Annotated in this window: 22 protein-coding genes; 9 read left to right on the top strand and 13 right to left on the bottom strand. The window is 39.7% G+C overall.

Annotated elements, in window-relative coordinates; translation table 11 throughout:
- Position 1: 1 nt before the first annotated feature.
- Genes ACFE6N_RS16475 through ACFE6N_RS16445 form a run of 7 tightly spaced genes read right to left on the bottom strand, consistent with a single transcriptional unit; the run spans position 2 to position 5512 of the window.
- Positions 2–457 carry a 4'-phosphopantetheinyl transferase superfamily protein gene (locus ACFE6N_RS16475; protein ID WP_378938221.1) on the bottom strand — a complete coding sequence of 152 codons (456 nt, stop codon included), beginning with the start codon at positions 455–457 and terminating at the stop codon, positions 2–4.
- Positions 444–707, bottom strand: a complete 264-nt coding sequence (locus ACFE6N_RS16470) for an acyl carrier protein (RefSeq protein ID WP_145856965.1) — start codon at positions 705–707, stop codon at positions 444–446. The genes ACFE6N_RS16475 and ACFE6N_RS16470 overlap by 14 nt, the downstream gene beginning before the upstream one ends.
- Positions 700–1977: a beta-ketoacyl-[acyl-carrier-protein] synthase family protein gene (locus ACFE6N_RS16465; protein ID WP_378938218.1), complete on the bottom strand. Its 1278-nt coding sequence runs from the start codon at positions 1975–1977 to the stop codon at positions 700–702. The genes ACFE6N_RS16470 and ACFE6N_RS16465 overlap by 8 nt, the downstream gene beginning before the upstream one ends.
- Positions 1970–2416, bottom strand: a complete 447-nt coding sequence (locus tag ACFE6N_RS16460) for a 3-hydroxyacyl-ACP dehydratase FabZ family protein (protein ID WP_378938216.1) — start codon at positions 2414–2416, stop codon at positions 1970–1972. The genes ACFE6N_RS16465 and ACFE6N_RS16460 overlap by 8 nt, the downstream gene beginning before the upstream one ends.
- A 25-nt stretch (positions 2417–2441) precedes the next feature.
- Positions 2442–3494, bottom strand: a complete 1053-nt coding sequence (locus ACFE6N_RS16455; RefSeq protein WP_378938214.1) for a type III polyketide synthase — start codon at positions 3492–3494, stop codon at positions 2442–2444.
- The gene (locus tag ACFE6N_RS16450; protein WP_378938213.1) at positions 3491–4204 is read right to left on the bottom strand and encodes a methyltransferase domain-containing protein; all 714 of its coding nucleotides are present in this window, start codon (positions 4202–4204) and stop codon (positions 3491–3493) included. The genes ACFE6N_RS16455 and ACFE6N_RS16450 overlap by 4 nt, the downstream gene beginning before the upstream one ends.
- Positions 4205–5512, bottom strand: a complete 1308-nt coding sequence (locus ACFE6N_RS16445) for an NAD(P)/FAD-dependent oxidoreductase (protein ID WP_378938211.1) — start codon at positions 5510–5512, stop codon at positions 4205–4207.
- 378 nt (positions 5513–5890) lie between these two features.
- Between ACFE6N_RS16445 and lpxK the strand changes: the two genes are divergently transcribed.
- The 3 genes from lpxK to ACFE6N_RS16430 are packed head-to-tail and all read left to right on the top strand — an operon-like array spanning position 5891 to position 9747.
- Complete coding sequence (lpxK, locus tag ACFE6N_RS16440; protein ID WP_378938209.1) at positions 5891–6952, top strand: tetraacyldisaccharide 4'-kinase; 1062 nt, start codon at positions 5891–5893, stop codon at positions 6950–6952.
- Positions 6924–7739: a purine-nucleoside phosphorylase gene (locus ACFE6N_RS16435; RefSeq protein ID WP_090983940.1), complete on the top strand. Its 816-nt coding sequence runs from the start codon at positions 6924–6926 to the stop codon at positions 7737–7739. Before lpxK ends, ACFE6N_RS16435 begins: the two co-directional genes overlap by 29 nt.
- 1 nt (position 7740) lies before the next feature.
- On the top strand, positions 7741–9747 hold the full coding sequence (locus ACFE6N_RS16430; protein ID WP_378938207.1) for a putative porin: 2007 nt from the start codon (positions 7741–7743) through the stop codon (positions 9745–9747).
- Positions 9748–9825: 78 nt separating this feature from the next.
- On the opposite strand, the gene ACFE6N_RS16425 is transcribed toward ACFE6N_RS16430, so the two are convergent.
- Positions 9826–10566 carry a porin family protein gene (locus tag ACFE6N_RS16425; RefSeq protein WP_378938205.1) on the bottom strand — a complete coding sequence of 247 codons (741 nt, stop codon included), beginning with the start codon at positions 10564–10566 and terminating at the stop codon, positions 9826–9828.
- Positions 10567–10847: 281 nt separating this feature from the next.
- On the bottom strand, positions 10848–12029 hold the full coding sequence (locus ACFE6N_RS16420) for an asparagine synthetase B (RefSeq protein WP_378938315.1): 1182 nt from the start codon (positions 12027–12029) through the stop codon (positions 10848–10850).
- Positions 12030–12259: 230 nt separating this feature from the next.
- Between ACFE6N_RS16420 and ACFE6N_RS16415 the strand changes: the two genes are divergently transcribed.
- A complete protein-coding gene (locus tag ACFE6N_RS16415; protein ID WP_090983934.1) occupies positions 12260–12721 on the top strand; it encodes a peptidylprolyl isomerase in 462 nt (153 codons plus the stop codon).
- Between the two features lie 137 nt (positions 12722–12858).
- Complete coding sequence (locus ACFE6N_RS16410) at positions 12859–13398, top strand: DUF5606 domain-containing protein (protein WP_090983932.1); 540 nt, start codon at positions 12859–12861, stop codon at positions 13396–13398.
- 59 nt (positions 13399–13457) lie between these two features.
- Here ACFE6N_RS16410 and ACFE6N_RS16405 read toward each other — a convergent pair whose 3' ends face one another.
- Together ACFE6N_RS16405 and rlmH are read right to left on the bottom strand one after the other, a co-directional pair.
- The gene (locus ACFE6N_RS16405) at positions 13458–13583 is read right to left on the bottom strand and encodes a hypothetical protein (protein WP_262987382.1); all 126 of its coding nucleotides are present in this window, start codon (positions 13581–13583) and stop codon (positions 13458–13460) included.
- 86 nt (positions 13584–13669) lie between these two features.
- Positions 13670–14143 (bottom strand): 23S rRNA (pseudouridine(1915)-N(3))-methyltransferase RlmH, encoded by a 474-nt coding sequence (rlmH, locus tag ACFE6N_RS16400; RefSeq protein ID WP_090983930.1) that lies wholly within the window; start codon positions 14141–14143, stop codon positions 13670–13672.
- 110 nt (positions 14144–14253) lie between these two features.
- On the opposite strand from rlmH, the gene ACFE6N_RS16395 reads away from it, so the two are divergent.
- Both ACFE6N_RS16395 and ACFE6N_RS16390 read left to right on the top strand, forming a co-directional pair.
- Positions 14254–16071 carry a MutS-related protein gene (locus ACFE6N_RS16395; protein ID WP_378938202.1) on the top strand — a complete coding sequence of 606 codons (1818 nt, stop codon included), beginning with the start codon at positions 14254–14256 and terminating at the stop codon, positions 16069–16071.
- Positions 16072–16248: 177 nt separating this feature from the next.
- The gene (locus ACFE6N_RS16390) at positions 16249–16686 is read left to right on the top strand and encodes a hypothetical protein (RefSeq protein ID WP_378938200.1); all 438 of its coding nucleotides are present in this window, start codon (positions 16249–16251) and stop codon (positions 16684–16686) included.
- Positions 16687–16813: 127 nt separating this feature from the next.
- On the opposite strand, the gene ACFE6N_RS16385 is transcribed toward ACFE6N_RS16390, so the two are convergent.
- Entirely contained in the window at positions 16814–19354 is a 2541-nt protein-coding gene (locus tag ACFE6N_RS16385) for a PKD domain-containing protein (RefSeq protein WP_378938198.1), read from the bottom strand.
- Positions 19355–19453: 99 nt separating this feature from the next.
- Between ACFE6N_RS16385 and ACFE6N_RS16380 the strand changes: the two genes are divergently transcribed.
- Together ACFE6N_RS16380 and ACFE6N_RS16375 are read left to right on the top strand one after the other, a co-directional pair.
- The gene (locus tag ACFE6N_RS16380) at positions 19454–20791 is read left to right on the top strand and encodes a GH1 family beta-glucosidase (RefSeq protein ID WP_378938196.1); all 1338 of its coding nucleotides are present in this window, start codon (positions 19454–19456) and stop codon (positions 20789–20791) included.
- 48 nt (positions 20792–20839) lie between these two features.
- Positions 20840–21277 carry a DUF2007 domain-containing protein gene (locus ACFE6N_RS16375; protein ID WP_378938194.1) on the top strand — a complete coding sequence of 146 codons (438 nt, stop codon included), beginning with the start codon at positions 20840–20842 and terminating at the stop codon, positions 21275–21277.
- A gap of 419 nt (positions 21278–21696) precedes the next feature.
- On the opposite strand, the gene ACFE6N_RS16370 is transcribed toward ACFE6N_RS16375, so the two are convergent.
- On the bottom strand, positions 21697–23976 hold the full coding sequence (locus tag ACFE6N_RS16370; protein ID WP_378938192.1) for an aconitate hydratase: 2280 nt from the start codon (positions 23974–23976) through the stop codon (positions 21697–21699).
- Positions 23977–23987 lie beyond the last annotated feature (11 nt).

Raw genomic sequence — 23987 nt, 5'->3', positions numbered from 1 at the left:
ATTAATACACCAAAGCCAAATACTGCCCATGATGGCTTACAGAAGCAGGTTGGGTGCGTTTGTAATCATCCGGATGATCAGGTAATTCATAAATGGCTACTTTAACTGCTGCCAGTTTATCGAAAACAGGAGCAGCTATCGTGTGTATAAAGGTTGTTTGTATATTGCTTTTGGTGAAATAGGTACAGTTATTAATATTTACCTCTCCAAGGCTATCTGCATAGACGGCACAGTTTAAACTTTTGGGTGAAAAATCACGAATTCCCGTTTTGCGGTTGTGGATTTTATAGGCTGATTCTTTCATGCTCCATAACAGCCATACCATTTCATTGGGGTCATTTGCCGACTCAATCAATAACTGTTCTTCTGTGGTGAAAATCTTATCAAGGTAATTTTTACGCCTCCAGTTACTTTGGATTTTGGCCAGATTCAGGTCAACAATGTCATTGCCCAGCATGTGCTTCCAGTTTTTGAGCTATAATTTCGGTTGTAGCTTTTACCGTAAGCATTTTAGCCATTGAATCGTTGTCTATTTCGATATTGAATTTCTCTTCAACGTCCAGAACAATATCGACCAGATTAGCCGAATTTATTTTTAGATCTTTTATAAAATCGGTGTTCTCGTCGATATCAGCTAAGGCTGCTGCATCTTCACTGTAGGGTTCAATAATTGTTTTCAGGGTTTCTATAATCTCTTCTCTATTCATGTGGATACTTTTTAAAAATAATACAGGCATTAATATCGCCAAAACCAAAACTGGCTTTCGCTAAAATATTAATAGGTTGGTGAATGACAGTTTGTGGAATGCATTTCGCATCAATTAAAGCGGTAATATCAGGGTTTAAGTCTTCGCAATTGATATTGGGAAAGATGAAACCCTCCGAAAGTTCAAGTATCGAGGCTACACATTCTATACTGCCTGATGCTGCGATACAATGACCAATCATGCCCTTTAAAGAATTGATGTATGGAAAATCATCATCGGGCAACTGTAAGGCTATTTTCCAGTTTTCAATTTCCAACGCATCTTTGCTTGTTGCGGTAAGGTGGCCGTTAATCAGGTCTATTTCATGTGCTTCAATTTCCGCATTTCTTAATGCGGCCTGGATACACCGTTGTACTGCAACAGGGTTTGGTGCTGTCATGGAGCCTAAACCCCGTTGACCGCCCGAATTGACATGTCCTCCACATACTTCAGCATAAATTTTGGCTTTTCTTGCCAGTGCGCTTTCAAGCGATTCCAATACCAAAGCCCCTGCGCCACTTCCAGGTACGAAACCACTTGCGGTGGCACTCATTGGTCGGCTGCCTTTTTCAGGATCGCGGTTATGTTTAAATGTGCAAACCTTCATCGCGTCAAAACCACCCCAAATGTACGGGCCACTGTCGCTGGTGCTCCCGGCCAACATTCTGATGGCCTGGCCTGTTTTAATCCGCTCATATGCCAGCAATATACTTTCTGCTCCGGTTGCGCAGGCAGATGAATTGGTACTGATCTGGTTGCCTAAGCCCAATTTCCCGCTAATAAAAGCACTCACGCCACTCGCCATGGTTTGAATCACGACTGAACTGCCCAGTTTTTTTATTTCAAGGGCATCTATTTTGTTAATTGCCCATCTGAATTTATCAATACCGGAAGTACCTGTTCCGAAAATGGTGCCACTATCCCAGTCTGGTTCGTTATTATTTTCGATATTTAAACCTGCATCCTCCCAGGCATCTAAACCTGCAATAACACCATATATAATCCCTGTGCTATTTAGATTCCGCAACTCAAGCGGTGAAAAATATCGGCTGATCCGCTCTTCGCTAAGCAATGGTTTACCAGCTATCTGACAGGAAAAGTTTAAGATTTCCAGATCCGGCTGGTGCCGAACGCCAGAAATACCCTGCTTTATGGCATCAGAAAACTCATTAATGGTAGTGCCGTTGGGAGCGCATACCCCTAAACCCGTAATGACCACTCTATTATCCATTTTCTTTCGGAATTAACATGCCAGAAATATTTCCTTTGCAAACTACTTCTCCGGCTGCATTTTCCATCTTTACCTTACAGCTGAGTTTATTGAACCGAAAATACACTTTTTCGCTCGTAACCGTCACCTGCTCGCCCGGTGCAACAGGTTTTAAAAAATCAACTGCGTTTGAAGTCATGGCAATGGATATATTTTGATCCGTTCCATTCCCTTTAAGCAGGTAAATGCCCAGGCAAACCAAGCCGATCTGCGCCATGGTTTCAGTAAGGATTACTGCTGGCGTAACAGGGTGATTTTTGAAATGGCCCTTATAAAAGGCTAGGTCTTTAGCATAGGTGTAAGTGCCTTTAGCTCCATTTTCATTAACGTGCAGTAACTCATCAACAAAAAGAAACGGTTTACCATAAGGCAGTTGATCTAGTATTTCTTCTGTTGTCATGAGCAGATTATTGAGTGGATAAACATTACCATTGTAGGAGTATGCGTTGTGCTGAGAAACCTGGGCCAAAGCTTAACATCAGCCCTTTTTCTCCCGGCATCGGCTTTTTATCCATCATCCGTTCCAAAACATAAAGAACCGTAGCACTGCTCATATTTCCATAAAGCCTTAATACCTCTTTTGTATCGTTTATATTTTTGCCAAGCTGTCCGAATAATTCTTCAACAGTCTGGATAATTTTCTTTCCACCCGGATGGAAGATCAAATGATTGATATCATTGATTTCGAACCCGTTTTTCTTCAAAAATGGATGGATGATATCCGGGAAATGATTAGCAATGGTTTCAGGAACGGCTACATCCAGTATCATTTGCAGTCCGGTATTGGTGAGTTTAAAGCCCATCATTTTCTCTGCATCATAAAAGTGGTACATTTCTTCTGCCAGAATCTCCGGCCCGGTATCTTCTTTATCCGAGCTTAGTAACACACAGGCAGCACCATCGCCAAATATGGCCGCACTAACGATATTGGCCATCGAATAATCGTTTAACTGAAAGGTTGCTGTAGGCGACTCTACCGCAATCACCGCTGCTCGTTTACCTGGGTTAGCTTTCAGAAAATTCTTGGCGTAAATCATACCCGATACACCAGCAGCGCAACCCATTTCGGTTACGGGTAAACGAACAATATCCTGACGGAGTTTAAGCAGATTGATCAGATAAGCATCCAAAGATGGGATCATGATTCCGGTGCAGCTTACTGTAATAATATAATCTAAATCCTGTGCCTGCCAACTGGCTTTTTCGAGTGCGGTTTCCAAACATTTGGCTCCGAGCTTTATGCCTTCGCGCACATAAATATCGTTTCTTTCCTCGAAGCTTAAATCACTAAAAACATCTTCGGGCGCCATGATCGAATATCTTTTATCTACTGCAGCACCTTCAAAAATTTTTTTTACCTTTCTGATGAAGCGGTCATCCTGATCGATCAGCCAGCTATCTAAAAGAGGTAAAATGTCGGCGGTTGACCGAAAGTATGCTGGTAAGGCTTTACTTACTGCTTTTATGGTTACGCTCATGTTGTTTTAATTATCCACTGGTAGCGGAAAGCCCATTTCCATTTTATGGAACTTGATTTTAGGTTTAATTGTTTTGTATACTTTAGTAAATCTGCCCTTTTAAATCCACGTAAAATGGATATTAATCCATCTTCTCTCGACATATGATTTAACCTGAAAACATAGCAAAGCGCCTTGAACAGGTAATAGGCTATTGCGCTTCGCTGCAGGTCGTTTATTACAATCCCCATTGTTGCAGATCTTTTAAAATTCTGTAACAGATTTATAATTTCTTCATCTTTAAAATGATGAAGCGTTAAAGTGCAAAGCATAATGTCGCAAGGTTCTGTTTTACTTAAATCATCAAAAATATCGCTGCAGGCATAGGTTATATTGGGGTAGTTGGTTGATAAACTTTGCGCATGACTGATGGTAAATGTATTGGCATCTATTCCCTTTAAAATAAAATGTAAACCTTTCTTTTTTGCGTAATCAGCCAAAGTGCGCAACATGTCTCCATTTCCACAGCCAATATCGGTAATACGGAAAACCTGATCGGATGGTTTGCTGGCGATTAACATTTTAACTCCGGCCAGGGTAACTTTATTGCCACCAAGAAGTTGATTAATGCTGGCTATTTTGTCGAGCGCGTCGCGCAATATTTCGCCCTCCATGGCGAAATCATCCATAATTTCTGGTGCTGTGCTTCTGAATTCGGTGTTTACTGGCATTTATGACGATATTGTGATGGGCTTGCCATGTGTTTTTTTAATTATGGTACGGAGCAAAAATGGCATTTTAATTAATGTATTTACCGCTAAGCTTTCTAATTGGTTATTCCTCAACAAGGAGGCTAACATTCTTCCCGTTTTTAAGCGGCTTTTAAATTCCCTGTTCCAGTATGCGGTATAACTTGCTTCCAGTGCCTCACGCGAACTGATCTTGCCATCTATCCTTTGATGCAAAAGTTCTGAAGCAATTTTTGCAGCGTGAATGGCCATAGCCATACCATTACCGCAAAGCGGATGGATTAAGCCTGCAGTATCGCCAACCATTAAAATATGTTCATAAACGGGTTCTTTACATTCAAAAGAAACCTGACTAATGGTTAACGGAGCATCGAATAAGCTGGTCGCATTTTCTAAAATATCTTTTAGATACCTGTTTTTATATAGTACGTTTTCCTGAAAGCCAGATAGGTTTTTGTGTTTTTTGAAGTGCTCATAATTTGCAAGGTAACAAATATTTAACCGTTGGTTTTCAACCTTTGAAACACCACAATAACCGCCTTCAAAATTGTTGAGACTAACCAGATGATTAGGGAAATTGCCTTTGTAATGTGCTTTAACGGCCAGGTAAGGCGATTGCTTGCTCATAAAAGGCCGGTTTAATTTAATATCAATAGAAGATCTTTTTCCATATGCACCAATTACGTAAGCAGCATTAAAGGTATGGTTTGTAGTGGCTACTGTAAATTGATTGTTGGCAAAACTGATTTCTACAACACGGTCATGAACAATATTTACCTTTCTTTTGATCAGTTCGCTATACAAATAATGATCGAGCGTATACCTGCTCAAACCAAAACCACCAAGTGGCAGTTTAGTCTGTATACTTTTACCAAGATTTGAAGTAAAAAGCAGGTCGCTGACGAATGTAGGTGCGAGGCTTTCAATATCCAGGCCGAGCCATTTAAAATAAGGAATTACTTCGTTCGAAATATATTCACCGCAAACCTTATGGTGGGGATAAGTATCTTTCTCGATCAATGTAACCATTAAACCCACCTTATTCAGGTGAAGTGCCGCAGTTAAGCCTGCCAATCCACCCCCAATAATTAAAATTTCTGTTTTGGCCTGCATAGAATAAGATGGAATGCTAATATAACGTTTTAATGTGCTATTTGTTCCGTTTGTTGTTTTTAACCACAGAAGGAACTGTAGAGAACATGCCGGGGTATGCAAGCCGGCTGTACAATGTGCTAACGCGGTGTAGGCTACTTTCATGTGATCGTTTAATGTGCTTTCAGATGTTGCCATCTGAACGTTTCATTTTTTAGCGTTTCTGTTTACGCTCGTTTGCAAACCTGTTTTTATCCGGATAAAATTTCCCTCCAGCAGGTTATTGCCTTATCGATCGATAGTAAAATACGGGGTGTGAGTAGGGCCAACGCGGTTATAAAAGAATGGGAATAACTGGCCAGCTACTAACCGCTCATTTGGAGATATGTATTTATGTTTTTAGTGAAAAAGGAAGTATAAAAATAAAAATATAACCTCATCAATTTAAACCATAGTAGTTTCCGAGTGGGTATTATTCAGCAAACATTTTTAAACGGCAAAGGTTCAGTTAAAGGGCATTGCCTAAAGTAATGCCGTTCTTTTTTAAATAATCAGTAATTTTGAAAACACGATACTATGCTAGTTAATTATTTACGCCTTTTATTGCTTCCTTTTTCATTGGTTTATGCCATGGCCATTACACTACGGAAAAAGCTTTATGATTGGGGAATCATGCGCAGTGTATCGTTCAACCTACCTTTGATTTGCGTGGGCAACCTCGCTGTTGGTGGCTCTGGAAAAACACCAACTACCGAATACCTAGTCAGGTTGCTTTCGGACTATAAAGTAGCTATTTTAAGCCGGGGTTATGGGCGAAAAACCAGCGGTTTTATCCTGGCCAATGATGATGCTACTGCCGAAACGATTGGTGATGAACCTTTACAGTACTACCAGAAATTTAAGCAGGTTACCGTGGCGGTATGCGAAGACCGGGTAAAAGGGGTAAAACAGTTGCAAAACAATCATGATATGATCATTCTGGATGATGCTTTTCAGCACCGCGCCATTAGGGCTGGATTAAATATTTTGCTTTTCGAGTTCAGAAAACTAGGCACTTTGCAATTTTTGCTGCCTGCAGGTAATTTAAGGGATGTTTTCTCCTCACGCAAAAGAGCCGATGTATTTTTGGTTACCAAATCGCCCGTGCCTTTATTGCATGTGGCCCAACAGGCATCGGTAAATGAATTACAGCCAAATGCAGATCAGCCTGTACTACATTCTTACTTAAAATATGGCGATCTGATCCATTTATACCAGAACGAACGCCATACGCTGGAGTCGATTAAAAATTTCGAAATTTTCCTGCTCACTGGAATTGCAAATCCCGATCCTTTAATCGAAGAACTGGAAAAATACGCTGAAAACATCAAACACGAAAAATTTCCTGATCATTATAGCTTTAAAACTGATGATCTTAAGAAATTTAAATCGGCTTTTATGGCCAGTGATAAAAAAGATAAAATCATAATCACAACAGAAAAGGATAGCAAACGTTTAAGAGCTACCGGATTTAAAGATTTACTGGTAGATTTACCTATATATTATTTACCCATAGAGGTTGAATTATTTGAAGAAGATAAGATTACCTTTGACGAACTCATTTTAAATTATGTTAAGAGCAATAGAAGAAACCGTTGAATATATAAAACGCAAAACAGAGAACTTTAAGCCCGAAATAGGTATTGTTTTAGGTACTGGCCTGGGTGGTCTGGTAAAAGAAATCGAAATTGAACATCAACTGATGTATTCTAATATCCCCAATTTTCCCATTTCTACTTTAGAGTTCCACAGCGGGAAACTCATTTTTGGGAAATTAAACGGGAAGAGAATTGTAGCCATGCAAGGTCGTTTGCATTACTATGAAGGCTATAGCATGCAGCAAATCACTTTTCCGGTTAGGGTAATGAAAGGTTTGGGTATTGAAAATTTAATTGTGTCTAATGCTGCGGGTTCCTTAAATCCCGAATTTAAAAAGGGCGATTTGATGATTATCGACGATCATATCAATTTACAGCCGGATAATCCGTTGCGTGGTTTGATCGAAAGTGAATTAGGTCCGCGTTTTCCGGATATGAGCCAGCCTTATAAGCGCGATATTATAGCCAAAGCTTTGGAAATCGCTAAAAGTGTTGATATCAAATGTCATAAAGGTGTATATGTTGCAGTTTCCGGACCTAATTTAGAAACAAAGGCTGAGTACCGTTACCTGCGTTTAATTGGAGCTGACGCAGTAGGTATGAGTACGGTGCCAGAAGTTATTGTGGCCAACCATGCTGGTTTGCCTGTTTTTGCCATTTCGGTACTTACAGACGAAGGTTTTCCGGAAGATCTGCAACCTTTTGACCTGGATGAAATTTTAGCCGCGGCCGCTAAAGCCGAACCTAAGATGACTGAGATTTTAACCCGCTTAATTTCTGAACTATAAGATGCATAAAGCTGTTAAGATCTGTTTTTTTCTCTTCCTGCTTTTAGGCTTAAGCAAAGCCTTTTCACAAGATTTAAAAACAAGTGTTGGTACCAATAAAGAACTCGATTCAGTTAGGAAAAAGCTGGATGGCGCCAAAGATTCTGTAGTTTTTACCGCGAAATATATTCGTTTTACCAAGCTGTCTTTAACGAAAGATAGCATTGTGCTATTGCCGCTTGACACCTCAACGTTTAATATTCAGAACTATAGCCCGCTTTTACAGCCCACCCATCCAACCATTAACAATGGTAATATGGGGCTTTCGGCAAGGCCCTTACTGTACGAACCCAGTAAGCGCATTGGTTTTGACGTAGGTTTTCATTCTCTTGATTATTATGCGCTAACACCTGATGATATCATTTACTATCAGGCAAGAACGCCCTTTACCAGCTTATACTTTATAAGTGCAGGCCAAAAAGAGCAGCTTTTCAGGGCTGTACATACACAGAATATTAAAAAAAACTGGAACGTTGGTGTCAATTTTAACCGTGGCGATTCCAAGGGTTTTTATTCCAGGCAGCGTGGCGATAACTTGAATGTTGCCATATTTTCATGGTATCAGTCGCCCAATAAACGTTACAATATGTGGGCATCGGCAATTTTCAACACCATGCGCGCCTATGAGAATGGTTCTACAGTAGCTACAGGGTTATTCGAACCTAACTATTCTAAAATTTCAAGAGAGGCAGAGCCTATAAACTTATCTGACGCCAGAAATCTGTACCGGAAAAATACCATTTTCTTGAAACAAACCTATTATGTAGGCAGGATAGATACCTCCGTAAATGTTAATAATGCGGTTTTGCCTACCAATAAGGTTTCATACACTTTTGAGTATAATAATGATAGTTATGATTTCTATAAAAACGGAGCTGATCCGAACAATGTGCTGCCTCCCGGAATGGCGAGTACGGTATATACCGACGATTCTACCCATGTAAAACACATCAAGAATGAATTTATTTACAGTTTCTTTTTAAGGCCAAAAAATAGTTCGGTTATAAAAAATGAGTTAAAGGTTGATGCGGGTGTAAGGCACGATTATTATACACATGAATACCTGGGCTTAAAGCAGGATGGCACCAGTTATGAACAAAGCAGGTTTGCATATCAAAACATCACTATTTTAGGCGCGGCGGGTTATCGGTTTTCTAATAACATAGATTTCAATCTAGATGTACAGCAAATTTTGCAGGGCGAAAACGCCGGGGATTATTTATATGAAGCGAAAAGTAAAATTCTTTTAGGCAAAACCATTGGCAGGATTGAGTTGGGGGCTTATGCGCAGAACCAAACTCCGGCGGCTATTTTTAATTATTACCATGGCAATCATTACCAGTGGACAGACAACGATTTTAAGAATACCAAAATTGCCAATTTATCCTTCAATTACATTAATGATCGGTATGGTTTTACTGCAGGCGCCAAATATTACTTAACCAGCAACTATCTTTATTTTGCTGCAGATCATACTAATGGCACAACTGCTATTTTACCAAAACAGACTACCGCTGATATTAGCCTAATCAGGGTGGATGTATCCAAGAAAACCAGGTTTGGTAAATTTGTGATGGAAAACTATGTTGCTTATCAGAAAACAGATAAAAATGCCGTATTAAGAACACCTGATTTTTATACTTATAACAGTATTTATTTTGATAATACCTTTTTCAAAGTATTAAAAGCCAATGTAGGATTTGATGTGAGGTATAACTCTGAATATGCAAATTACTTATATTCACCGGCTACAGCTCAATTTTATATTGATGAGCGTAATCCAACGAATCTGCCGTCAAGACCAATAGTTGATGTATTTTTTAAGGCTAATTTGAAAAGGGCCAATATTTTTGTTAAATATGATTTTGTAAATCAAGGTCTTTTCCAACCGGGTTATTATACGGTAAATAGATACCCTATGCAAGACGCCTTACTAAAATTCGGCGTAAGCTGGAATTTTTATGATTAGGGTAGAGCATAATTAAAAGCATAAAAAAACCTTCCTGATTATACCAGGAAGGTTTTTTTATGCTGTATTTTTTCCAGACTAGAATGAATAACCTACTGAAAATCCTAACACACGGTTAGTCAATTTTGCATCAGAATTACCGCGGCTATCTTTAGGAATTAAATTTGAAAGTCCTAAACCATAGTTCGCACCTACTAAAAATCCAGAATTTGTACGGTAAGCTAAACCAAAGTTTGCACCAAAATCTGTGCTACCATAATTCTTGTCAGTGGCACTGCCGAAAGAGAGGTCTCTGTCATTAGAAGTAGTTACAGTTGCGCTGGTATTATTGCTGTTGTTGACCGTTGTAGTTGTCGTTTGTCCTTTATCTTTACCTGAAATGTTAAAGCCGATATAAGGACCCGCACTAATCTGAACCGCACCTGCAGTACCTGTAGGAATTCTGAACACTGCATTAACCGGTACTTCAATAGCCATTAAATTTGTTTTAATAGATGAGGTGGTAGTAATGCTGTTGTTACCAACTGTTGTTGTGCCGGTAGATTCAAATTTATTACCCTTGCTCTGTAATGATACTCCTGGCTGAATGAAGAAATTGTTTCCTACACCGAAATCAGCAAATGCAGTAACATTAAAACCAACATTATCCTTTGCATTGTCATTATATGTTGTACTGCCATCAGTACCACTTGCGTGAAATCTTGCCAGGTTTACTCCGGCTTTTATTCCAAATCTCGCATCGCTACCCGTCATAGTGTTTTGAGCGAAAGCACCTGTTGCTAATAAAACGATTGAAGCACTAAATAATAACTTTTTCATGATATTTTTCTTTTATAAAAATCTGGTTTAAATTTCAGGTATTACCCTGTTTGTTAATTGCCAGTATCTATCCAAAAGCTGTGCCAAAGTATCAAGTGTGTTACAATTTGTTAGCTAAATTATTGGCTATCAGTATAATTTTAGTGAAGATCAGGTGTATTTACGGTCTACTTTAGAAATGATATCAGGAACCATTTACTGTATACATAATAGGAATACAGCAAGGATAGACAGACTTTTAAGCTCAGGCAAAAAAATACCAGGCATTAAATTTTATAAATTTAAGTTTTTTGAGGTTTCTTTTTGGCTGCCGGAAAAAGTACATTGTTTAAGATCAGGCGGTAGCCGGGAGAATTTGGATGCAAACTTAGGTCTGTTGGCGGATCGCCCACTGCGTGCTGATAATCTTCCGGATCGTGTCCGCCGTAAAAAGTAAACTGACCTTTGCCGATTTCGCCATGCAGATATCGTACCTCTGCTGCGCCCTTATTTTCGCCCAGAACGGTTACACTTGTTTTTACCAGGCTTTTTTTAAAGGCAGTAGTTTGTCCCATAAAACCTTTAATCACCTTATCATGATCCTGGGTAAGCATGGTTGGCACCAGATCCCACTTGGCAGAAAAGTCGAATAAAGTAAAATAATCATTGGTTTGGTTTAATGTGCGGGTCTGGGTGACATCAATATCCGAAAATTCATAATTCATGGGATTGTTATCCAGCCTGAAATTCTGAAAAGCAAGGGTTTTGTTAAAATCAAGCTTCGATTGTGCATTCGGGTCTGCAGGATCCCCGTCAAACATCTGGGCACAGATATCTACACCTTCCGCAGCTAATGCAATGTCGAAACTGTCGGTACCAGAGCACATGGCAAACAAAAAACCGCCACCGGCACAATACTCTTTAATATGTTTGGCTACGGCTAACTTCATTTCCGAAACTTTTTTATAGCCCATACGTTTGGCCAGTGCTTCCTGGTTTTTAACATCTTCCTGGTACCAGGTTGCATACCTGAAGTTAGCCCAAAAACGGCCATACTGACCTGTAAAATCTTCATGGTGCAGGTGCAGCCAATCGTATTTGCTTAGTTTATCCTGAAGAATATCGTCATCGTAAATCACATCGTATGGAATTTCTGCATAGGTTAAAACAAGTGTAACAGCATCATCCCAGGGCAATTTGCTTTTTGGAGAGTAAACGGCAATTTTGGGCGTTTTCTCCAGTTTAACCATTTCCATATTCACAGCAGGATCGCTGATTTCGTTTAGCAGGCTGGTTACCTTTCCATCGGCCATTACTTCATAAGATACGCCGCGGATTTTAAGCTCATCTTCAACTATTTTATTGTATTTAATCAAAAAACTTCCGCCACGATAATTTAAAAGCCAATCCACCTCCAGTTGTTTACTGATGGTCCAATAGGCAATACCATAAGCTTTTAAGTGGTTTTTTTGGTCCTCATCCATATAAATTAATAGGGAAGAAGCCCTTAGCCCTAAAGAGCAAAGCAGGCAGATGAGCAGGATATAATATTTCTTTATCAAATCGTTAGCTTAAAACACTAAAATACCGCATTTAAACTGGATAGAAAAATTTAATGATGTTATAAGTTATACAATTTTGTTATTTTTGCCCTCTACTGAAAATTATAAAATTTTTTTGGCGGACAAAATTTAAAATTAGTACCGATATTGATATGAGTAAAGCAATAATAAAAACAGAAAAAGGTGATATGACCGTAGAATTCTACGATAACGATGCGCCTAAAGCCGTTGCAAACTTTAAAAAATTAGCTAAAGAGGGCTTTTACGATGGCGTAACTTTTCACCGTGTAATTCCTAACTTTGTGGTTCAGGGCGGATGTCCGAATTCAAAAGATCCTGCTAAGGCACATTTAGCAGGTACTGGTGGCCCGGGTTACAAAATCGACTGCGAACTAGATGGTGAAAATCAATATCACGATCGTGGTGTTTTATCGATGGCACATGCTGGCCGTAATACTGGTGGTTCACAGTTTTTCATCTGTCATAGCAGAGCCAATACTGCTCATTTAGACCGTAACCACACTTGCTTTGGTAAAGTTATCGAAAATGTAGATCTTGTTGATGATATCCGTCAGGGTGATAAGATTGTAAATATTGAAGTTGTAGAAGATTAAGAGCGCTAGGCGTTTGGTGGTAAGCGTTTAAAGCACTACGCCAGGTGCTCAGTAATGGTTTTTAAACATTAAATATATTATGCGTTTGGCGGTAGACAATTTATTTCGCTAACCCCCAACCGCTAAACACACATCATATGAACTTAAGAGGAATTGTTGCCGTATCTGGCAGACCAGGTTTATTTAAACTGGTTGGACAAAATAAGGTGGGTTATATTTTAGAAGGCTTAGATGCGCAAAAAACTAAAATTGTAGCCAACATCACCAACACAAAATTAGCTTCGTTAGAAGATATTACGGTATATGGCGAAGAAGAAGAAATTAAACTGGCTGATATTTTTGCCAAAATTTCTGCAAAAGGAAGTACTCCGGATCTTAAAGGCGATTTACGCGCTTTCTTTTTGGAAGTTGCTCCGGGGCACGATCAGGAAAAAGTTTATGCTTCAGATATGAAAAAAATCATTACCTGGTATAACCTTTTAAAAGATTTGCCTTTGTTTACGGAAGAAGCACCTGAAACTCCGGCTCCGGCTGCTGAAGCTAAATTAGCTGAAGAAAAAGCAGGCGATAAAAAAGTAAAAGCTACGGGCGCTAAGGCAGCAGCCAGTGCAAAAGCAACTACTAAAACTTCAGCTCCTGCTAAAAAAGCGAATATGACCAGTAAAAAAGGAGTTTAAGCTTTAATACTGGAAATAAAAAAAACACCAGGCAGTTTGTCTGGTGTTTTTTTATGCGCCTAACCGAAATACCAGATCAAGCCACCAATAATCAGTGAAATGATAATGCTGATCCATAAGTATTTGTTGCTGCCGCCCTGGCGGCTCTTGTACCTGTATTCCCTTTTATATTTATCTAATAACATGGTGTCTTTTTATTTAATGATGATTTATATTTCCTTTTTCCATATCTTATTCCCATCGCACATCTTACCTCAAGCATTTCCCATCATCAAGCATGGTGATAAGGTTCCCCCTTTAAGATACTAAATCCGCGATAAAGCTGCTCCACAAAAAACAACCTGATCATCTGGTGCGAAAAAGTCATATCAGATAGTGAGATTAAGCCATTTGCCCGTTTGTAAATACTGTCGTCAAATCCGTAAGGGCCGCCAATAATAAAGATCAAATGTTGAACACTGCCGATCATCTGTTTGTTTAAATAGCTGGAAAATTCAACCGAAGAATATTTTTTCCCTTTCTCGTCCAGTAAAATTACCATATCGCCATTATTGATCTGCTTATGTAGCAACTCTGCCTCTTTTGCTTTTTGTTGCGCTTCACTCAGGTTTTTAACATTTTTTACATCAGGTATGGCTAAAAAACTAAAGTTGATATAATGTTTTAGCCGGTTGATGTATTTCTCAATTCCTTCAATTAAATATTTATCTTCAGTTTTGCCAATGGCGATCAGGGTAATCTTCATTTAATAATTTGCCTATCTTTAGGATTTTGAAATTCAAACTTAGAGAAATTGTAACAAAAAAGACAATCTATCGATCTGATACCTTCGGAAATATATAGAAAATAAAGTTTATGCAGAAACTACAAGAAGCCATAATAGCCGGTTACCAGGAGAAAATCAATGAGGTTACTGCCCATATAGATCGAACAAAAAAGCTGATCGATCAGCTTTCCTTATTGCGTATAGGCTTGTTTCTGGCCGAAATTTTATTCTTTGTTTTGCTGCTGCGTTCAGCAGACGACAACCTGCGCACATTAATCCAGATTTGTTTAGTACTGCCGGTTATTGCCTTTGCATTTGTAGTGCGCAGACAAAGCCGGTTGGATCGTGAAATCGATTATAAAAAACAACTTTTATGGGTTTATCAAAACGAATGGAACATGCTGCATGGTGCCCCTAACGGATATGACCATGGTAAAGCATTCGAGGCTGAACAGCATCCTTATACATCCGATCTTGATATTTTTGGTACCTCATCACTGTTTGCGCTCACCAACCGTTGCAGTACCAAAACCGGCATCAGGTTGCTGGCTAAAAATTTTTCAGAGAAAACGACAAGGGATCGGATATTGCTCCGGCAGGAAGCCATAAATGAAATAAAACATCATATAGCAGAAACCTATAGTTTTAGGGCTAACCTGCATGGCTACGATCCTGAAAAAATAGAGCAGATCAAAGTGCAGCTAAAAAACCTGCTGGGTGAACAGTTGAGCTTTGTTAAAGGATCTTTTATACGGTTTTATGTTAAGCTGGTGCCATATGTTTCTATTGCTATGCTACTGACTGCAATTTTGGTAAGTAGTGTTTTCTGGAAAGTTTTAGCGCTTTTGGTTGTAATCCATATTGGGTGGAACGTATTGCTGGGCTCAAAAATAAACAAAGTGTTTTATAGCTTCGGCGGAAGTTCGAACCAGCTAAACGGATATGCAAGGGCCATTTTATGGACGGAAAGCCAAAATTGGAAAAGCAGCTACACACTAAACTTACTTGATTCGGAAATTCCGGTGAGTAAGGAAATTAGATCTTTAACAAGGATTATCGAAAATTTTGATGCCAGGCTAAATATCATCGTGGGAGGTGTACTCAATGCGCTTTTACTTTGGGATTTAAAATGCTGTATTCATTTAGATAATTGGTATCAATCATCTTCAAAAGATGTAATTACTGCACTTGACCATCTGGGCGATTTTGAAGAATTGATTTCGCTGGCTACAATGGCTTACAATCAGCCAGATTGGGTATTTCCGGTCATTACCGATCAGTTTGCACTGGCTACTACTCATATTGGTCATCCACTTATTCATCAGGAGGTAAGGGTAAATAACGATTTTCGGGTGGAGGCCAAACCAACTGTTGATATTGTAACAGGTTCTAATATGGCTGGTAAAAGCACTTTTCTGCGCACTTTGGGCATTAATATGGTGCTGGCTTATGCAGGGGCACCGGTTTGCGCCCAAAAAATGCAATTAGCTGTTTTTTCCATCAATACTTATATGCGGATTAAAGATTCGCTGAACGAAAGTACCTCTACCTTTAAAGCAGAACTGAACCGTTTGAAGATGATTTTGGATAATGTGGTAAAAGATAAAGACACTTTTGTGTTGATTGATGAAATGCTTCGGGGCACCAACAGCCGCGATAAATATTTAGGATCAAAGGTTTTTATCCAAAAGCTGATTGCTGAAAACACGCCTGCCCTTTTTGCTACCCACGACCTGCAACTGGCTGATCTGATTATCGATCATCCCGAAGCAGTCCGGAATTTCCATTTTGATATCCAGATTACAGATGGAGAAATGAGATTTGATTATCAGTTAAAACACGGTCCGTGCAAAACTTTTAATGCTGCTATTTTGCTTAAAGAGATTGGATTAAAGCTGGATGATTGATAAATGATTCCAGATTTTACCAGCTGTAAGTGGTGTAAGATCTGACCATCTTTCCTTGTGGCAAAAAATAGTTTGATCAATCAGACCGCTTAAAACCAGACTGTACTAAAAACGTAGCGAAAAAATCAGAGAATTTGTATCTTAGTACACCTAAGCTCAATCTAAATTAAATACGCTATGAAAGAAGCAGTCAATTATTCTTTAAAAGTAACATTAACTACTTTATTGTTTTGCCTCCCTATCACTTTTGTCATTATGATGGGGTATATAAATCTCCTGTCGCTTGTATCTGCAAACTACAATTTCAACGTTAATCTTGATATAAAGGACGCTGGCGTATTCCTTTTATTAACTTTTTGTGCACTTTTATTTAACATGAGGAAGATTGATGGTAAAACTAAGATAGTTTATGTTAAACGCACTATTGCAGGTAAAGCCTTTATTGCGTCAGTTATCATCTTTTTGGTGTATTTGTTGTTATTTGGAAAATTAAGGTACCTTTCAATTGATGAGTTTGTGATTACCTATGGACCTACGTTTCTCATTACCATTATCAGCATGAGAACTTATCCGCTAAGGAATGAAGACAGCCAGACCGAATTCGTTCAAAATTAGCTGTTTAATAATTGTGAATTTAGCTAATTGTGGTGTCTAATTTTGGTGCCTGATGTTACCATCTGGCACTAAGAAAATATTTTTTTCCATCATCCAGTTTGAGATCGAATGAAGGTATTTTGACAAGTTACCTTATTAAGGTTACTGAACCTGAATATTTAATGTTTTTATTTGATAAGTCAAGGCCAGAAATGATGTAATAATAGACACCAACTGGCAGTTCGTTACCCTTATAAGTACCATTCCAATTTTCAAATATATTATTGGTAAAGAATATTTGGGTACCAAGGCGATTGTAAATATGAATGTTATATTTTTTAAGGTTGGTTACACCAATAACCAACTCGTCATTAATCCCATCACCATTTGGCGAAAACGCGTTAGGAACAAATGTAGATGTATTCTTTTTGATAATCAGATCACCTTGGGTGACCGAATTAGAGCACCCGTTTTTAGAAAATGCAGTTAACGTAATTCGGAATACCCCATCGGTTTGATAAATATGGGTTGGGCTTTTTTCCGGGGAGCTAAAACCGTCACCAAAACGCCATTCATAAAAATCCCCGTCAACTGAGGTATTGGTAAATGTTATGGGTACAGGAGCCGAAAATTTTACATTAAAAGAGGGTTCGGTATAAAAGTTAGCAATTGGAATTCTGGCAATAGCCGGAATGACGATAGTTGCAGGGGCAGAGCTGCAAGATCTTGATGTTAATACAACCTGATATTCTCCGGCCACATTAAAATCTGTTATCGGAATTTCAATGGCATTTGTGCTGGCAAAATAATTGTTTGGCCCGGTCCACGCATAAGTGATCCCCGCTTGTGCCGGTACCGATAATTTTATAATATCTTTTAAACAAAAAGCAGGTTGATTAATAGTTATTTCTGGTTTTTCCGGCTTCACTTCTACTAAAATGTCTTTTGTAAAAGTTGATAGGCAGCCATTATTGGTTTCAACTGTTAGCGTGATTGTTTTGAGTCCAGGGTTAGTAAAGGTTATTGTTTTGCTGTCGTTACCCGTGGCAACCTGGCTTTTTATTCCCTGGCCAAAATTCCAGGTAAGCTTTGTATAATTTTTAGAGGCATTGATGAAAGAAAAAGATTGGTCGGTTTCGCACTTATTATTCACCTCAATCGAAAACATTGCTTCAGGTTTTAAATCGACCGATAAGATTTTCACCGAATTTATCTCACTCACACAATCCCCAACCTGAACATAAAGCTTGTAGGTACCAGCTATCTCAGGTCCGATTGCCGGAATTTCGGGATTTTGGCTTGTCGAATTAAAATTGTTTGGGCCTGACCAGTGGTAGCTCGCCAAATTTAAAAAGGGAGTAGTTAGTTTTAGTACGTCCCCCTGGCATAAATTCACATTTGATGCGCTTATTGCTGGTTTTTCAGGTGTATTTGCTACAATAAACGTTTGCGTGGTCACTACATTGCAACCGTTTGTACCTTTGGCTTCTAAAACCACAATTTTCTCGCCAGGTGTATTATATGTTATAGTATGTGGCCCTGCTGTGGTGGCAGAAGCCTGGCTTGCCCCTTCGCCAAAAGACCATTTTAAGGTGGCAAAGTTTGATGCTTTGCTTTCGAAAATATACGCCTGGCTGTTGGTACATGGATTTAGTTTTTTAACATCGATCTCTGCAGTTGGCCCTGCAAAATCTGCCGTACCACCAAATTCCAAAGTAAAGCCATTATTCCCTCCCGAGTAATTATCGATGAGTAGCGCATAAACATGATCCTGTTCGAGCTCTACGTATTTCACAAAGCCATTTTGGCCAGCAGGGCATCCTGATGCTTCAGTTAAATCTGTTTCCGTCATGCTCAGGCCGGTTTTATAATAAGAAGGACTGCAATCTACACCACTGCCCGATGCACAACGTATAGCTGTTGCGCCACTTACTTTACTGCAATCTCCGTTTATGCCTAAATCATAAAAAATCCAGTCAATATCATTTGAGGTTACCGTAGGCGTGATTACAAAAGTCAAATCACCGGGTTTGGAAGCCTTAAACATATACCAGGCGGAGTTAGATTCTTTACCCAGGCAGGTTCCGGCCGATTCTTGATTGTTAGCTCCTGCTCCCGTTACATTAAGCTGTGTAAAGGTTTCTTTTGTGCATAGTACCGAGAAGGTTCCACAATCTTGCCCCGGTTGTATGGGTGGGAAATAATTATCAATACAAAGTTTAAAGGTACCGGTAGCATCGTTCGCTGCACTTACCCTAACATAGTATACCTGGCCCACTGTTAAAGCGCCTTTGTATAATGAAATAACATTATTTGATGTGGCTTGCGAGCCAGACTGCTCGCTTATAGAGCCTGTTGCCGAATCAAACGAATATAGGGCCACCAATGGGGCAATCAGGGTATTTTTACTAGCGGCATCAATTTTTCCGCTAACAGAAATATTAACATCAAACTTAGATGCGGTAAACTTATACCATACATCTTTTCCAACTGATGGCCAGTTTAGGGCTTTATTATAGTTACTTGCTGTAGCTTCTAAATTGTTAAATTCGGCATCCGCACTACAATATGCACTCGTATTGGTAATATTTATGGCATTTATCAGTTCATCATTAAGAGGTGGCGCGAATTTCCCAAAGGCAGCGAGATTTAGTAATACCAATAGAAAAGAAATGAATGAGTAGCGCATGGGTAAAAATATTAAAAATTGTTTTTATTTCGAATCATTTTGCTTGTTAATGATTTGTTAATATTAAACTCGCAACTTATGGCAATTAATCGGTAAACAATGGTTGAAGCAAGTGATTTTGGTTCGGATTTTTTGTGGGGAGTAGCGACTGCTGCGGCGCAGATAGAAGGTACAGCAACACAGTACGGTAAAGGCCCATCCATCTGGGATACCTTTACGGCAAAAAACGGCAAGATTAAAAAGAACCATAAATTAGATCCTGCCTGCGATTTTTATCATCGTTATGCCGAAGATGTCGCGCTCGTTAAATATCTGGGATTTAATGTGTTCAGGTTTTCTATCGCTTGGTCAAGGATTTTGCCCGATGGAAGAGGAGAAGTAAACGAGGAAGGCATCCGTTTTTACCATCATCTTATTGATGAATGTTTATCACAGGGAATCACACCTTATGTTACACTCTATCACTGGGATTTGCCCCAGGCCTTAGAAGACGAGGGTGGATGGACGAGCTTTAGCATTAATGCAGCCTTTAATGCCTTTGTTACGATCTGTGCCCTAGAATATGGCGATAAAGTAAAAAACTGGATCGTACTGAATGAACCTTTTGGTTATACTTCTTTGGGTTATATGCTTGGAATACATGCGCCGGGGAAAACAGGCTTGACCAATTTTTTTCCTGCAGTATTGCATACAGCTTTAGCCCAGGCCGATGGCGCCAAAATTTTACGTGCCGAGGTGGCCAATGCTAACATCGGAACTACATATTCCTGCTCAGAAATAATCCCTTACACCGAAAGCGATAATGATGTACTGGCTGCAAAGCGGATAGATTGTTTAATGAACCGTTTGTTTGTAGAGCCTACCTTAGGCATGGGTTTTCCTACGGCAGATTGGGATGTACTTGAAAAATTCCAGATTGAGTATGGTGCCTGGCGATTGCAGGAAAGGATGAAATTCGACTTTGATTTTGTCGGTCTTCAAAACTATTTTCCGTTAACGGTGAAATACAATGCTTTCATCCCGGTCATCCAGGCCTGGGAAGTGAAAGCCAAGAGCAGAAAAAAGCCGCATACGGCAATGGGTTGGGAAATTAATGCCGATAGCTTTTACAATATTGTAAAACAGTTTGCAGCCTATCCGGCCATCAAAAATATTCTCATTACCGAAAATGGCGCTGCCTACCACGATAAATTAATTGATAAGCGTGTAAATGATCCGGAACGGATAGAATATTTTAAACTTTACCTTTCAGCACTGCTCAAACTAAAAAATGAAGGAGTAAATATCGCGGGTTACATGGCCTGGACATTAATGGATAATTTTGAATGGGCAGAGGGTTTTACAGCCAGATTTGGGCTGGTTTATAATGATTTTAAAACCCAGGAACGTACCATTAAAGATTCGGGCTACTGGTGGAAAGAATTTCTCAAAACATAATTGATTTTCAGCCGTTCTGATTATAAAACAAATTCTTATGTTTGGAATATGGATGATAGAACCGTAGTTTATAGCACCTATTACAACCCGATGGAGGCCAATATCATAAAAGCCAAATTGGAAGATAGTGGATTTGCCTGTTTCCTGGCTGATGAAAATGTTTCCACAATCCAGCCGCTCTACAACCAGGCCATTGGCGGTGTTAAACTCATTGTTTTTGAACGCGATGTGGAAGCCATTAATGCTTTGTTGGCAGAAGACAATAGTTTGGATTTTGAATCAACAGATGAAATTACCGGTGAAGAAAAATCAGCCGAAGGTAAAACCGTTTGTGAAAAATGCGGCTCTACCAACGTAGGCTATGGTATGGCAACCGATAAAAAATATAGTCTTTGGGCTACCATACTAGCTTTTTTAACTTTCACTACCCCAATTAAAGCCAATAAGTGCAATCATTGTTATGATTGTGGATATGAGTTTGAGTAAATTTTATCTCGTTATCTATTCCATCGTAACTACTGGCAACCATTTTTAAAAAAACAAAGGCGTTAAAACGAACAGTATAAGCTTCAAGGAACCGTGATTTCGAGCGGAGTGCAACGGAGTCGAGAAATCTGTATAGATAGATTTCGCTCTGTCTGCAAGTGCAGGTGGGGAAAAACTACTGAATTCCTAACATGGTTAGCGAAAAGAAATGACCATTAGCTATGCGGCCGTTATTGGTAAGAAAGTTGAGAACTAGACAAATGATCAGCGAAGCTAAATCCAATTAAATAGATCTCTCCGTTTCACTGCGTTTCAGTCGAGATGACGATTCTTATGAAACAAAAAATCCCGTTTTGACTTAACAAAACGGGATTGATATCCTACATGCGGACTTTGGACCTCCGACACCGGACTTCAGACTATAACGCTGCCTTAGCCGCTGCTTCAGCCCTGATGATGTTCAACGCACCACCAGCTTTAAACCACTCAATTTGTTGTGCATTATAACTATGGTTAACAGCAAACTGCTCTGTAGTACCATCCTCATGGTGTAATACCAGTGTTAACGGTTGGTCAGGAGCAAACTCGGTTAAGCCTAAAATGTCTACCGTATCACCTTCTAAAATTTTATCGTAATCGTCTTTATCGGCAAAAGTTAAGGCCAGCATACCTTGTTTTTTAAGATTGGTTTCGTGGATACGGGCAAAAGATTTTACCAATACGGCACGTACGCCTAGGTGACGCGGCTCCATGGCTGCATGCTCGCGTGATGAGCCTTCGCCGTAGTTTTCATCACCCACTACGATTGAGCCCAAACCAGCAGCTTTATAATCGCGTTGTGTAGCTGGTACCGGACCATACTCGCCAGTTAACTGGTTTTTAACGGTATCTGTTTTATCGTTGAAATAGTTTACCGCACCAATTAGCATATTGTTAGAAATGTTGTCCAGGTGGCCACGGAACTTTAACCATGGGCCTGCCATCGAAATATGGTCGGTTGTACATTTACCTTTAGCTTTGATCAGGAGTTTCAGCCCTTTCAGGTCGGTGCCTTCCCAAGGTGCAAACGGATCTAACAATTGTAAACGATGCGAAGTTGGCGAAACCAAAACCTGTACATGCGAGCCGTCAGCTGCCGGTGCCTGGAAACCTGCATCTTCTACCGCGAAACCTTTGGTTGGCAATTCATAGCCGGTAGGCGGGTCTAATTTAACCTGCTCACCTTTATCGTTAGTTAAGGTATCTGTTAATGGGTTAAATCCTAAATTGCCCGAAATGGCAATGGCTGCCACCATTTCCGGCGAAGCTACAAAAGCGAAAGTATTCGGGTTACCATCGGCACGTTTAGCAAAGTTTCTGTTAAATGAGTGTACAATGGTGTTTTTTTCTGCTTTCTCTGCACCTGTACGGTCCCACATACCAATACATGGACCGCAGGCATTGGTAAATATTGTTGCATTTAAATCCTCGAAAGTTTTTAAATAACCATCGCGGTCTGCAGTATAACGAACCTGCTCAGAACCCGGGTTAATACCAAACTCTGCTTTGGTGGTTAAACCTTTAGCAATGGCCTGGTTGGCAATAGAAGCTGCTCTCGACAAATCTTCGTATGAAGAGTTGGTACAAGAACCGATTAAACCCCATTCTACTTTTAATGGCCAGCCATTTTTCTCTGCTTCCGTTTTCATTTGCGAAACCGGAGTAGCTAAATCTGGTGTAAAAGGGCCATTTAGGTAAGGCTCCAAAGTATCTAAATCAATCTCGATCACCTGATCGAAATAATTTTCAGGATCGGCATAAACTTCCGGATCACCTGTTAAATAAGCAGCAATTTTATTCGCCTCATCTGCCACTTCGTTTCGGTTGGTGGCGCGTAGGTAACGTTCCATGCTCTCATCGTAGCCAAAAGTAGATGTGGTTGCACCAATTTCGGCACCCATGTTACAAATGGTACCTTTACCGGTACAGCTCATGGAAGTAGCACCATCGCCGAAATATTCTACAATAGCTCCGGTACCACCTTTTACGGTTAAAATACCAGCTACTTTTAGGATTACATCTTTGGCAGCCGTCCAGCCGTTTAATTTACCTGTTAGTTTTACACCGATCAATTTAGGGAATTTTAGTTCCCATGGTAAACCCGCCATTACATCACAGGCATCAGCACCACCAACACCAATAGCTACCATGCCTAAACCGCCGGCATTTACCGTGTGCGAGTCGGTACCGATCATCATTCCACCCGGGAAAGCATAGTTTTCCAATACAACCTGGTGGATGATACCAGCGCCTGGTTTCCAGAAACCGATACCATATTTGTTGGATACAGATGACAAGAAATCAAAAACCTCTGCGCTTTCTGTTTTGGCGTGAGGTAAATCTATGGCCGCACCTTCTTTGGCTGTAATTAAGTGATCGCAATGTACAGTAGAAGGCACAGCAACCTTCGGACGGCCCGCCTGCATAAATTGCAATAAAGCCATCTGTGCGGTAGCATCCTGCATCGCTACGCGGTCTGGTGCAAAGTCTACATAATCAGATCCACGCTTAAACGCCTTTTTAGGATCTCCATCCCAAAGGTGTGCATACAATATTTTTTCAGATAATGTTAAAGGCCTGCCCACAACTTTACGTGCAGCCTCTACGCGGCTACCAAAGTTTGCATACACCTTTTTAATCATGTCTATATCAAAAGCCATACTTAAATTTT

Origin of the sequence: Pedobacter sp. BG31, assembly GCF_042464845.1 — a bacterium.
Classification (GTDB): Bacteria; Bacteroidota; Bacteroidia; order Sphingobacteriales; family Sphingobacteriaceae; genus Pedobacter; species Pedobacter suwonensis.
The sequence above is the reverse complement of the archived record's forward strand: the minus strand, read 5'-3'. Positions and strand labels throughout refer to the sequence as shown.